The sequence below is a fragment of the Polynucleobacter sp. KF022 genome (assembly GCF_027924105.1).
Classification (GTDB): domain Bacteria; phylum Pseudomonadota; class Gammaproteobacteria; order Burkholderiales; family Burkholderiaceae; genus Polynucleobacter.
The window spans coordinates 1,698,796-1,711,675 of record NZ_AP026972.1; the positions used below are offsets into that span (position 1 = coordinate 1,698,796).

Sequence of the window (12,880 nt, forward strand, 5' to 3'; positions counted from 1 at the left end):
CGTGCGGGCTTTAGTCTGCTGAAAATAATTTGAGGATGGCCTCTCCATTGCTGCGAGAGAAACATTTTTTTGCTGCATCTGCGTAAGGTAGCCACTCATAGGCCACATGCTCTCTAGGGGCTAACTTTATTTCAGTATTTTCTGGAACCTCAAGCGCAAACCAATGTTCAGTATTGCGGGTGACACCGGGAGCATATCGAAAACGCCACTCCGGATAGATTTCATATTCAATCTGATGGTGCATATTTTGCAACGCAGCTTTTGGCAAGAGATCTACAGCAACGCCCGTCTCTTCAAAAACCTCGCGGGCTGCTGCTAATGCAAGATTCTCTTCAGGCGCATCAAGACTTCCAGTAACGGATTGCCAAAATCCAACGCGATCTGCTCGCTCTATCAACAAAACATCCCTATTCGATTTATAGATAACTACTAAAACCGAAATAGGGATTTTCAAGAGAGCACTACTTAAATTGTTTTAAGCAGTCGGCGCTGCTTGGCGCAAACGGATATGTAACTCACGTAACTGACGCTCATCAACTGGACTAGGGGCTTGGGTTAATAAGCACTGCGCACGCTGAGTCTTAGGGAAAGCAATCACATCACGAATGGATTCTGCGCCAGTCATCATAGTCACAATACGATCCAAACCAAATGCAATACCGCCGTGTGGAGGAGCGCCATACTGGAGAGCATCTAACAAGAAGCCAAACTTAGCTTGAGCTTCTTCCGCATCAATCTTCAATGCACGGAATACCTGGCTTTGAACAGCCTCTTGGTGAATACGTACAGAACCACCACCAATTTCGCTACCGTTTAACACCATGTCATAGGCTTTAGCTAAGCACTTACCTGGGTCAGACTCCAAGTACTGCATATGTTCGTCTTTTGGGCTAGTGAACGGATGGTGACAAGCAACCCAACGGGCTTCACCTTCATCGTAATCAAACATTGGGAAATCCACTACCCACAATGGCTTCCAACCTTCAGTAAATAGTCCATGCGCTTTACCCCAAGCAGATTGCCCAATACGCAGACGTAAATTACCGATTGCATCGTTTACTACTTTTTCTTTATCGGCGCCGAAGAAAATGATATCGCCGTCTTTTGCGCCAGTGCGCTTCAAGATGCCTTCAATCGCTGCATCGTGCAAATTCTTGACAATTGGAGATTGCAAACCGTTGCGGCCCTCAGCAACAGAATTGACCTTAATCCATGCCAAGCCTTTAGCGCCGTAGATGCTCACAAACTGGGTGTAGTCATCAATTTCACTACGGCTAATTTCAGCACCGCCAGGAACACACAAGCCCACTACGCGGCCGCCAACCTGGTTCGCTGCGCCTGAGAACACTTTGAAATCAACGTCTTTCATCAAATCAGTCAATTCAGTGAATTCAAAGTTCACACGCAAATCTGGCTTATCAGAGCCAAAACGCGCCATACCTTCTGAGTAAGGCATGGTTGGGAATGGGTTCGGCAATTCGACATTCATTGTCTTCTTGAAAATATGACGAATCATGTTTTCAAACAAATCACGAATTTCTAACTCGCTCAAGAAAGCAGTTTCACAGTCGATCTGCGTAAATTCAGGCTGACGATCTGCTCGTAAGTCTTCATCACGGAAGCACTTAGTAATTTGATAGTAACGATCAAAGCCAGCCACCATTAACAACTGCTTAAACAATTGGGGAGACTGTGGCAATGCAAAGAACTGACCATCATGCACACGTGATGGAACTAAATAGTCACGCGCGCCTTCTGGAGTGCTTTTAGTGAGCATCGGGGTTTCAATATCGATAAAACCAGCATCATCCAAATAACGACGGCACTCCATCGCAACGTTGTAACGCAAACGCAGATTCTTTTGCATTTGTGGGCGACGCAAATCCAATACACGATGAGTCAATCGGGTTGTCTCAGATAAATTCTCATCATCGATCTGGAATGGTGGTGTTACAGAAGCATTCAAAATTACCAGGCTATGACAAAGGATTTCTACTTTTCCACTTACCAAATCTACATTCTCAGTACCTGCAGGACGTGCACGTACAAGGCCTTTAATTTGAATGCAGAACTCGCTACGCACTTGCTCAGCAAGCGCAAACATCTCTGGGCGGTCTGGATCGCAAACTACTTGCACAAAACCCTCGCGGTCACGCAAGTCAATAAAGATCACGCCTCCGTGGTCACGGCGACGATTCACCCAACCAGAAAGAGTGACTTCTTGACCAATGAGTGAATCGGTTACCTGGCCGCAGGTATGGCTTCGCATCGACATAACAATTTCCTATAAATCAAAAATGGTGTGGCAACTGGGTTGCAGTTAAGCCACTTGAACTATTGGGGGGAACAGAACCCATCGAAACAATATGTTTCAATGCCTCTTCCACACTCATCTCCAATTCAATCGTTTGTGCTCGAGGCACGATCATGAAAAAACCAGAGGTAGGGTTAGGGGTTGTTGGCAAAAATACGTTGACGTAATCTTCACCTAATTTTGCAGTCACTTCCTTTGCAGGAGTGCCTGTTTGAAAAGCAATCACCCACGAATCTGCATGGGGATAACGAATTAAGAGCGCCTTACTAAAGGCCTGGCCACTTCCTGAAAACAAAGTAGAGGAAACCTGTTGAACGCTTGAGTAAATAGAACGGACAATTGGAATGCGGTTAATCTGCCTGTTCCACATCCGAATCCACCACTGACCAGCAAAACTAATTGCCAGTAGACCAGTGGCCATAATCACTGCGATCACAATCAAAATACCAACACCAGGCAATTCGCGGAAATGCTGCAAATCTCCGGCAAATTGACGTGGGAAGACGGCAATGATGGCGTGCATGACGGAACCGAATACGCCGTCGAGCAGACCCAAGCCCCAAGCAATCACCCAGATGGTGATCGACAATGGTGCCCAAACGAGGATGCCTGCGATAAAGTATTTTTTCATGTTCTGCCTAACCCGCTATTTTAGCGGGTTAGCAGCCGATGATGGGTAGACTAATAAAAGCCTAGGCTGATGATCAAAATTCCGGCTAAAAAGCCGCCGGCAAAGAGCAAAGCGCCTGCCAGCAGGCGATGGGTGCGCCTTTCTTCAAGCAAAAGGGCCTTTAAAACCTCAATTTCGCCATTTTGGTCTTTTGCTGGAGCCCGAGCCTGAGCCAAGCTATCGGCTATCAAGCGAGGCAATGTAGGCAAAATTTTGGCCCAAGTAGGCGCTTCTTCCTTCAATCCATCTAACAAACCACGCCATCCCAATTGTTTACTGACCCATTTCTCCAGAATCGGCTTGGCTGTTTTCCAAAGGTCTAGGTCTGGGTCAAGTTGGCGTGCCAACCCCTCCACATTCAAGAGCGTTTTTTGCAATAAGGTGAGTTGCGGCTGAATTTCTACTTTAAAGCGGCGTGATGTTTGGAACAAACGCATCAACACAATGCCCAAGGAAATTTCTTTTAGCGGACGATCAAAGTATGGCTCACATACAGAACGAACCGCACCCTCTAACTCTTCAACGCGAGTATTAGCAGGAACCCAACCCGACTCAATATGCAACTCAGCAACACGTCGGTAGTCGCGATTAAAGAATGCCAAGAAGTTAAGAGCTAAATAATTTTTATCGGATTCACTTAGAGCGCCAACAATTCCAAAATCAAGCGAAATGAAGCGGCCAAATGTTTCTGGCTCTAGGCTAATCATGATATTGCCAGGGTGCATATCTGCATGGAAGAATCCATACTCAAATACTTGAGTAAAGAATATCTCTACGCCATCGGACGCCAGCTTTTTAAAGTCAACACCAGCCTCTTGGAGTGCTGCAGTCTTTCCAATGGAGATGCCATACATTCTCTCCATCACAATGACATTGGTATGACAAAGATCCCAATACATCTCAGGAATCATCAGCTTTTGAGAATCTGCAAACTGTCTACGTAACTGGCTCGCATTGGCCGCCTCACGCATGAGATCTAGCTCATCATGCAAATACGTATCAAACTCTGCCACATTCTCACGCGGCTTTAAACGACGACCATCTTCAGAACTTTTTTCAATGACCTTGGCAAGGTCGTACATTAAGGCTAGATCACCATTAATCACCGGCAAGATACCAGGGCGAAGTACTTTAATAGCTACCGCACGACCTTCCCACTCAGGATGTTTTTCTGTGCCACGTAATATCCCAAAGTGCACTTGCGCCACTGAGGCACTGGCAACTGGAGTTGCATCAAAACTAATAAATACTTCCTCAATCGGCTGACCTAAATCTTTCTCAATTAAGCGACGAGATTCTTCATTAGAAAAAGGTGGAACTTGATCTTGCAGCTTAGCTAACTCATTAGCAATATCTTCCGGCAAAAGATCACGACGTGTAGAAAGCACTTGACCAAACTTCACAAATATTGGGCCTAGTGCTTCTAGCGTTAATCGGATACGTTCACCTCTAGGCAAATGCGTACCGGGAGAAATCCAACAAAGCATGGTTAAGAAACCACGACGAATACCTGGCCGCAAAAGATCACGGAGTAGTGGCAATAAGCCATAGCGCCAAGCGGTAAAAAAGATGAAGTAAAGACGAGCAATGCGACGCACGATTATTTGGCCTTTTGCTCTAAGAGTTGAATGCGCTTTTCCATGCGATCTACAGATTCGCGTAATTCGCTTAATTCAGATTTACGAACCATAAAATCTCGTTTATTTAAAAGCACTTTTTTTTCTTCACTAACATACTCCACCATATTGTCCAGCAAGTCGCCGGCTGCAGAGCGGGTGGCAGAAACAAACTTTTTGCCTTGTCTAACTGCAAAGTTTGCTGGGGCATCACCCACCAAACGTGCCAAATCTTCCTCGTATTCCCAACGCAACTGCCCAGCAAGACGGCCCAATAATTGGGCTAAGTCAGCATCACCGGTAATTTTGACCGCCTTAAAAGCCTGCTCTCGCAAGGAACCAGTGCTGCCAGCTAAATCGCTCAATGCCTTCGAGGAAACCTCTAAGGTAAGCGCTGGAACATCAATCTCTTTTAAGCTAGTCAGCAATCCATCTGGCTTTATCTCAAAACACAGGTCACCCAGTGGAAGCTGCAACAAAATAGTTTTATTGGCATGGCGGGCCAACTCAGCGCTAGCCCAAGGCTCACTTCCTAAAACATGGTTTATTCCTCGGCAGGCAGCGCCAGAGGCAATCGTGTGGGTAGTTGAGAAATGTGTGTTCATAAGTGTAAAAAACCCGCACAAGTGCGGGTTTTCCGACGGCGAGCACCTAAAGCTTAAACCAACTGGGAGATGCCCGCTAGTACCCACCCACCAGGACCCTCTACTGGCTTACTTAAATTCCAAATTTCCGAGAAGTCACTAGCTGGCGCGCCCTGTTGCTCACGAATCATGCCGCTGAACTGCACGCTACAGAAATAGTGACCGTCGGCTGTCTCAATTCCCAGCAATTGGGCATTGATCGTTACGACATCTGTTTGATTGCTTGCGTCAGTGCGGCCCGCTAAATCCTGTTGAATAGTGGCAAACATTTCTGGAGTAGTAAATTCGCGCAAAGAAGCAAGATCACCTTGATCCCATGCTTTTTGCAAGGTTGCAAAATATTGTTTTGCATTCTCCAAGAATGTTTGTTGATCAAACCCAGGAGGCAAAGTTGATTGAAATGGCTCAGGCTCAACGCTAACGCCGCCAAAAGCATTTGCAGCAGGAGTAAAAGCTGGCTCCTGTCTTGGCGTCTGATCTAAACCAGTACGCTGCATTCCATTAGAGGAAAGATTAGGGCTTTGACCTGCACTAGACATTTTTGGCATGAGCTTGCGCATTACAAACATAATCGCAAAGCCTGCCAAAACAGCAATCAGCAAACCAGTGATTAAAGAAGAAGCCGCCTCACCCAAACCAAAATGTGACAAAAGGTAACCAATACCCAAGCCTGCGGCTAAGCCACCCAAAATGCCACCCATGCCGCCAAATCGACTAGGCGCAGGAGCTTGTGGAGCTGGAGCAGGTGCGGGAGGCTGTGCTTGCTGTGCAGGCTTTTGTACTGGCGCAGCTTGCTTTTGAATTGGCGCACTTGGGGCTCTGCCTACGCTCTTGCCGCCACCTAAACGAGCGGCATCCACATGACCCACTGTTGCGAAAATTAAAGTCAGACTTAATAGAGTTGCTTTAAAAAAATGTTTATTCATTACTTTGTGCTCCCTCTTATAACCGCTAAATTTCTTTAGTTTTTAAGACTTTAAAAACTATACAACCATCAGTATTTAATACCAATATGTAGGGCAACGATACCCCCAGTCATCCTATGGGTTTCCACTTCATCAAAACCCACTCCTAACATCATTTCTTTGAGGGTTTGGGCATCTGGATGCATGCGAATGGATTCTGCCAAATAGCGGTAGCTCTCTGAATCTTGTGCAATCTTCTCGCCCAACCATGGCAAAACCTTAAAGGAGTAGGTGTCATATACCGGCTGTAGAAAGGCATCTGGCTTAGAAAACTCCAATACCAATACACGGCCACCCGGCTTTATTACCCGATGCATTTCACCCAATGCAACATCTTTATGAGTCATGTTGCGCAAGCCAAAAGCGACAGTCACCACATCAAAATGATTATTGGGAAATGGAATCTTTTCCGCATCAAACTGCACACAAGGCAAAGCCATTCCGCGATCCAGGAGTCGATCGCGACCAACTCCTAACATAGAGGCATTAATGTCGCTTAGCCAAACTTGAGCATCGGGGTTGCGACCCCAGTCAGCTGCTTTTGCAAATGCTGCAGCTAAGTCGCCAGTTCCACCTGCAATATCTAAAACCTTTTGACCTGGACGAACATTTGCGCGCGCAATCGTAATTTTCTTCCAAACACGGTGTAAGCCAAATGACATGAGGTCATTCATCACATCGTATTTACTAGCTACCGAATGAAATACTTCAGCGACCTTACCGGCCTTTTCAGCTTCGTCAACGCTTTGATAACCAAAATGCGTTTTACTCATTAATGACTTCCACAAGAATGGCCGCCTGACTGACCTGCTTGCGCCATAGGCGCATCACGATCAAGACCTGCAGCAGCCAATTTATCTAAATGCTCTTTCCATAATTGCTCTTGGTTTTCGCACAAGAAATATAAAAAATCCCATGAATACAAACCTGAGTCATGCCCATCAGAAAAACTCGGCTTGAGGGCGTAGTGACCAACGGGCTCGATGTTTGCAATCAATACGTCACGCTTTCCAGTCTGCAACGTTTCTTGTCCAGGCCCGTGACCTTGAACCTCAGCAGAGGGGGATAGCACTCTTAGAAACTCAAAAGGTAGTTTGTAGATCTGGCCGTTCTCGTACGAGAGCTCTAATACCTTGGACTGTTGATGCACAACAATATTACTTGGAATCATTAAACGAGGACCCTCTCAATACCGCCTTGATTAGCTTTAGTTACGTAATCCTGCATCCAATCTTTACCCAATAATTTCTGAGCCATTTCTACTACGATGTAATCCGCTGTCGTATCGCTATCCGCATCAAAACGCGTTAGGCCTTGCAAACAGGATGGGCAGCTGGTCAACACCTTAACTTCACCAGTGAAATCATCTTTACGTAAATCATTAGCGCCCTTTTCCATTTCAATCTGCTTACGGAAACGAACTTGCGTAGAAATATCGGGACGAGTCACGGCCAAAGTTCCGGACTCACCGCAGCAACGATCATTTTTAGCAATGGCTTTGCCATCTTCTAACTGAATGAGCTCGTTTACTGTCTTCAAAGGATCTTGCAACTTCATTGGAGAGTGGCAAGGATCGTGATACATATACTTCACACCAGTAACTCCAGAGAGCTTCACGCCCTTCTCGGCCAAGAACTCATGAATATCAATAATTCGGCAGCCCGGGAAAATCTGTTCGAACTGATAGCCGGCCAACTGGTCATAACAAGTACCACATGACACAACAACCGTCTTGATATCTAAGTAATTCAAAGTATTGGCAACGCGATGGAATAACACGCGGTTATCCGTAATCATCTTCTCGGCTTTATCAAAATCGCCATTGCCACGTTGTGGATAACCACAACATAGGTAGCCCGGAGGTAAAACCGTTTGCACGCCTACATTCCACAACATAGCCTGAGTAGCTAGACCAACTTGTGAGAACAAACGTTCAGATCCACATCCTGGGAAATAAAACACAGCCTCAGTATCTGCAGAAGTCGTTTTAGGATCGCGAATAATGGGCACGTAGTTAGCGTCTTCAATATCCAATAATGCACGAGCAGTTTTCTTGGGCAAATTGCCTGGCATCTTCTTATTGACAAAGAAGATCACCTGCTCTTTGACGCTCGGCTTACCTACCGTTGCAGGAGGATGGGCTGTTTGTTGCTTGGCAAACTTACGCAAGAGATCATTACCCAAGCGCTGTAACTTATAACCCCAGCCAATCATCATCTTACGGGCAAGATGGATGCTTTCTGGGCTAGTAGCATTGAGAAAGAACATGGATGCAGCGGTGCCTGGATTGAAGCGCTGCTGACCCATCTTGCGCAATAAATTACGCATATTCATGGTTACATCACCAAAATCAATCTTCACTGGGCAAGGTGTTAAACATTTATGGCATACCGTGCAATGTGCAGCTACGTCATCAAACATTTCCCAATGACGAATCGAAACACCACGTCGCGTCTGCTCTTCATACAAGAAGGCCTCAATTAATAATGAGGTTGCCAGAATCTTATCGCGCGGACTGTAGAGCAGGTTTGCACGCGGCACATGTGTAGAGCACACGGGCTTGCACTTGCCGCAACGTAAACAATCTTTCACGCTATCCGCAATGGCGCCAATATCGCTTTGCTGCATGATGATTGACTCATGACCCATCAAACCAAAGCTTGGTGTGTAGGCCATGCTCAGATCAGCATGTGGCATCAATTTGCCTTTGTTAAAGCGGCCTTCTGGATCAACGCGATTCTTATAACTGCGAAAGTCTTTGAGCTCGGCTTCAGTTAAATATTCCAGCTTGGTGATACCAATGCCATGCTCACCTGAAATCACACCGTCCAAAGAGCGCGCTAACTTCATGATGCGATCAACAGCGCGATGTGCATCTTGCAACATCTCGTAGTCATCAGAGTTCACGGGAATATTAGTGTGAACGTTACCGTCACCAGCATGCATATGCAAAGCCACAAACACGCGCTTGCGCAAAATGTTTTTATGAATGGCTTCCAACTCAGTGAGAATAGGCTCAAACGCCAGACCACCAAAGATGATGCGTAACTCTGAACGGACTTCCTCTTTCCAGGAAGCACGCAAGCTGTAATTTTGTAGTTGCGGGAAATGCGCATCCATCTGCGTGAGCCAATCAGCCCAACGGGTACGTACCTTAGCAATTAACTCCAAAGCTTGCTGAACTCGATCACCCAAGATTTCTGCTGTTGGAATCTCATACTCAGCATCACTCTTACCAAGTGGTAAGGCGCTCTTTTTCAAGAACGCTTCAAGGCCATCGAGTACTTGCAGCTTGTTTTTAAGTGAGAGTTCAATATTGATGCGATCAATGCCATCGGTGTATTCGCCCATACGTGGCAGAGGAATTACGACGTCTTCATTAATCTTAAATGCGTTGGTATGACGGGCAATCGCAGCTGTACGAGCGCGATCTAGCCAAAACTTCTTACGTGCTTCTGCGCTAACGGCAACAAAGCCCTCGCCAACCCTTAAGTTGGCCATACGCACCACTTCACTCGTTGCAGCGGCAACAGCCTCTTCGTCATCGCCAGCAATGTCGCCAATCAATACCATCTTAGGCAAGCTATTGCGCTTTGATTTGGTCGAATAACCAACCGCTCTTAAATAGCGGTCATCCAAATGCTCAAGACCAGCCAGAATTGGGCCACCTTGCTTGCTTAAACCATCTAAATAAGCTTTGATTTCCACAATACTGGGAATTGCTTCGCGTGCTTGTCCAAAAAACTCCAAGCAAACAGTTCGCATGAATTTTGGCATGCGATGTAATACCCAAGTCGCACTGGTAATTAAACCATCGCAACCTTCTTTTTGCACACCAGGCAATCCTGATAAAAATTTATCAGTAACGTCTTTTCCTAAACCTTCTTTACGAAAACGTTTGCCCTCAACTTCTAATAATTCTTTTTTGAGAATGCGCTGACCAGGCTCACTGTTTCCATCAGACCACGTCAATTGGAAACGCACCATTGCCACATCATGAATCTTGCCCATGTTGTGATCAAGACGCTCAACATCCAACCAGTTACCTTGAGGATCAACCATGCGCCAGCTAGCGAGGTTATCTAAAGCAGTGCCCCAGAGAACTGCTTTTTTACCGCCGGCATTCATCGCAATATTGCCGCCAATACAGCTGGCATCCGCAGAGGTAGGATCAACCGCAAACACAAGACCGGCATGCTCTGCAGCATCTGAGACACGACGGGTAACGACCCCAGCACCAGTAAAGATTGTAGATACTTCACGGTCAAGGCCAGGAAGCTTTTGCGCTTTGACGCCACCAATATCTTGTAATTTCTCAGTGTTAATTACCGCAGACATTGCATACAGTGGAATAGCGCCGCCGGTATAACCAGTGCCACCCCCACGAGGAATAATGGTCAAGCCTAATTCAACGCAAGCTTTTACTAAACCCGGAATTTCGGATTCGTAATCAGGCTTTAAGACAACGAGCGGGAACTCAACACGCCAATCGGTCGCATCAGTAACGTGAGCAGCACGCGATACGCCATCAAAACAAATATTGTCTGCCGCAGTATGGCGGCCCAACTCTTTGCGAGCACGCTTACGAATGACTTCAACTTCTTTAAATCCGTTTTCAAAATTTTCAATTGCGCGATAGGCGGCAGTTAATAAAATTTCCACTTGATCAGCAGAATCACCGCTGTTGCGCTTCCTAACTTCGCCCAAACGATGCCAGAGCGCATCTATTAATTGTTTGCGACGACTTGGGCTATCGAGCAAGTCATCTTGCAAGAATGGATTACGTTGAACCACCCAAATATCACCTAAGATTTCAAATAACATCCGCGCAGAACGACCGGTACGGCGAACGCCACGCAAGTCATTGAGAACGCGCCATGACTCCTCGCCCAACAAGCGAATAACAATCTCTCGATCGGAAAAGGAGGTGTAGTTGTAGGGAATTTCACGCAGACGGGGGGAACCCGCCTCAGCGTCCAACAACTGGTTCAAAGCTAGTGGGGCGTTCATAGCGACATATTTGATAAATAAGCATTTTAATAGAGCAATCCCGATACTGGCAGTATTCCGAGAAAGCTGCTCCTGAAATGGATAAACCCTTGCAAATCTAAGGGCTTAGGAGCCAACCGTGGTACGCTCATTGGATGGCAACGAACTATTTAAAGAAAATTTTATCGGCTCGCGTCTATGACGTGGCCAGGGAAACTGAGCTTCAGCTCGCTCCAGAGCTGACTAAGCGTTTGGGCAACCAGGTTCTCCTAAAAAGGGAAGATAACCAACCGGTTTTCTCTTTCAAACTCCGTGGCGCCTATAACAAAATGGCCCATTTACCCCCTGAGGCCTTAAAACGCGGGGTTATTGCGGCCTCTGCAGGCAATCACGCCCAAGGTGTTGCCCTATCGGCAGCCAAAATGAAGTGCAAAGCCGTCATCGTGATGCCAGTGACTACGCCTAGCGTCAAAATCGATGCGGTAAAGGCTCGAGGTGGATCTTGGGTTGAAATCATCCTTCATGGCGAATCCTATAGCGATGCCTTCAAGCATTCTGAAGTTTTAGGTAAAAAACGGGGCCTCACTTTTGTTCACCCCTTCGATGATCCTGACGTCATTGCGGGCCAAGGAACTATCGCCCACGAAATTTTTACCCAATATGAAAAACCAATCGATGCAGTATTTGTAGCCATTGGTGGTGGTGGCCTGATTGCAGGTATTGGCGAATACATCAAAGCAGTTAGTCCAAAGACAAAAGTAATTGGCGTTCAAGCCTCAGACTCAGATGCTATGAATCAATCGCTCAAAGCAAATAAGCGCATTGAGATGAAAGATGTTGGTTTGTTCTCAGACGGAACTGCTGTGAAACTCGTCGGCAAAGAAACATTCCGCATTTGTAAAAAAGTAGTCGATGAAATTATCACTGTTGATACAGATGAAATCTGTGCAGCGATTAATGATGTCTTTACTGACACTCGCAGCATTCTTGAGCCCGCTGGCGCGCTTGCTATTGCTGGCATGAAGAAGTATGTTGAGAAAAAACGCATCAAGAAGAAAACCTTGGTGGCTGTGGCTTGCGGGGCTAATATGAACTTTAGCCGCCTGCGCTTTGTAGCTGAACGCGCAGACGTTGGCGAGTTTCGCGAAGCCGTATTTGCAGTGACAATTCCTGAGGAGCGCGGCTCCTTCAAACGCTTCTGTGAATTGCTTGGCAAACGCAATGTAACTGAATTTAACTATCGCATTGGTGATCAAAGCGAAGCGCATATTTTTGTAGGCATTAGTACACAAAAGTCTGGTGATAGCGAAACAATTGCAAAGCATTTCCGCAAGGCAAAATTCGCAACAATCGACTTAACTCACGATGAGTTGGCCAAGTCACATTTGCGCCATATGGTGGGCGGACATTCTGCACTTGCTAAAGATGAATTGCTTTATCGTTTTGAATTCCCAGAGCGTCCTGGTGCTTTGATGAAGTTTTTAACTAGCATGGCACCGAACTGGAATATCAGCCTATTCCATTACCGTAACCATGGGGCTGACTATGGACGCATTTTGGTTGGACTTCAGGTTCCTAAGAATGAGCAAAAGAAATTCCAAAGCTTCTTGGCAACATTAGGCTATCCACATTGGGATGAGAGCAATAATCCTGCGTATCGCTTATTTCTGAAATAAGAATTA

General features: G+C 46.2%; 10 protein-coding genes. 1 reads left to right on the forward strand and 9 read right to left on the reverse strand.

Annotation, left to right across the window (positions count from 1 at the left end):
* Positions 1–10: 10 nt before the first annotated feature.
* The 9 genes from nudB to PKF022_RS08780 all read right to left on the reverse strand — a co-directional run bounded on the left by nudB (position 11) and on the right by PKF022_RS08780 (position 11,219).
* Positions 11–454, reverse strand: coding sequence for a dihydroneopterin triphosphate diphosphatase (gene nudB / locus PKF022_RS08740; RefSeq protein WP_281776632.1), 444 nt, complete (start codon positions 452–454; stop codon positions 11–13).
* 21 nt (positions 455–475) lie between these two features.
* On the reverse strand, positions 476–2,275 hold the full coding sequence (gene aspS, locus PKF022_RS08745; RefSeq protein ID WP_281776633.1) for an aspartate--tRNA ligase: 1,800 nt from the start codon (positions 2,273–2,275) through the stop codon (positions 476–478).
* A gap of 16 nt (positions 2,276–2,291) precedes the next feature.
* Positions 2,292–2,945 carry a DUF502 domain-containing protein gene (locus PKF022_RS08750; RefSeq protein WP_281776634.1) on the reverse strand — a complete coding sequence of 218 codons (654 nt, stop codon included), beginning with the start codon at positions 2,943–2,945 and terminating at the stop codon, positions 2,292–2,294.
* Between the two features lie 50 nt (positions 2,946–2,995).
* Positions 2,996–4,582, reverse strand: a complete 1,587-nt coding sequence (gene ubiB / locus PKF022_RS08755; RefSeq protein ID WP_281776635.1) for a ubiquinone biosynthesis regulatory protein kinase UbiB — start codon at positions 4,580–4,582, stop codon at positions 2,996–2,998.
* 2 nt (positions 4,583–4,584) lie between these two features.
* A complete protein-coding gene (locus PKF022_RS08760) occupies positions 4,585–5,205 on the reverse strand; it encodes a hypothetical protein (RefSeq protein ID WP_281776636.1) in 621 nt (206 codons plus the stop codon).
* Positions 5,206–5,258: 53 nt separating this feature from the next.
* Entirely contained in the window at positions 5,259–6,170 is a 912-nt protein-coding gene (locus PKF022_RS08765) for a Tim44-like domain-containing protein (protein ID WP_281776637.1), read from the reverse strand.
* A 68-nt stretch (positions 6,171–6,238) separates the two neighbouring features.
* Positions 6,239–6,982, reverse strand: a complete 744-nt coding sequence (gene ubiE, locus PKF022_RS08770; RefSeq protein WP_281776638.1) for a bifunctional demethylmenaquinone methyltransferase/2-methoxy-6-polyprenyl-1,4-benzoquinol methylase UbiE — start codon at positions 6,980–6,982, stop codon at positions 6,239–6,241.
* Positions 6,982–7,380, reverse strand: coding sequence for a DUF971 domain-containing protein (locus PKF022_RS08775; RefSeq protein ID WP_281776639.1), 399 nt, complete (start codon positions 7,378–7,380; stop codon positions 6,982–6,984). The genes ubiE and PKF022_RS08775 overlap by 1 nt, the downstream gene beginning before the upstream one ends.
* Positions 7,380–11,219, reverse strand: coding sequence for an FAD/FMN-binding oxidoreductase (locus tag PKF022_RS08780; RefSeq protein WP_281776640.1), 3,840 nt, complete (start codon positions 11,217–11,219; stop codon positions 7,380–7,382). The genes PKF022_RS08775 and PKF022_RS08780 overlap by 1 nt, the downstream gene beginning before the upstream one ends.
* A gap of 134 nt (positions 11,220–11,353) precedes the next feature.
* Between PKF022_RS08780 and ilvA the strand changes: the two genes are divergently transcribed.
* Positions 11,354–12,874 carry a threonine ammonia-lyase, biosynthetic gene (gene ilvA / locus PKF022_RS08785; protein WP_281776641.1) on the forward strand — a complete coding sequence of 507 codons (1,521 nt, stop codon included), beginning with the start codon at positions 11,354–11,356 and terminating at the stop codon, positions 12,872–12,874.
* The last annotated feature ends 6 nt before the right edge of the window (positions 12,875–12,880 follow it).

Coding starts and splice junctions, on each gene's coding strand:
- aspS (WP_281776633.1), bottom strand. CDS start 2,275: ATGTCGATGCGAAGCCATACCTGCGGCCAGGTAACCGATTCACTCATT.
- PKF022_RS08750 (WP_281776634.1), bottom strand. CDS start 2,945: ATGAAAAAATACTTTATCGCAGGCATCCTCGTTTGGGCACCATTGTCG.
- PKF022_RS08760 (WP_281776636.1), bottom strand. CDS start 5,205: ATGAACACACATTTCTCAACTACCCACACGATTGCCTCTGGCGCTGCC.
- PKF022_RS08765 (WP_281776637.1), bottom strand. CDS start 6,170: ATGAATAAACATTTTTTTAAAGCAACTCTATTAAGTCTGACTTTAATT.
- ubiE (WP_281776638.1), bottom strand. CDS start 6,982: ATGAGTAAAACGCATTTTGGTTATCAAAGCGTTGACGAAGCTGAAAAG.
- PKF022_RS08775 (WP_281776639.1), bottom strand. CDS start 7,380: ATGATTCCAAGTAATATTGTTGTGCATCAACAGTCCAAGGTATTAGAG.
- PKF022_RS08780 (WP_281776640.1), bottom strand. CDS start 11,219: ATGAACGCCCCACTAGCTTTGAACCAGTTGTTGGACGCTGAGGCGGGT.
- ilvA (WP_281776641.1), top strand. CDS start 11,354: ATGGCAACGAACTATTTAAAGAAAATTTTATCGGCTCGCGTCTATGAC.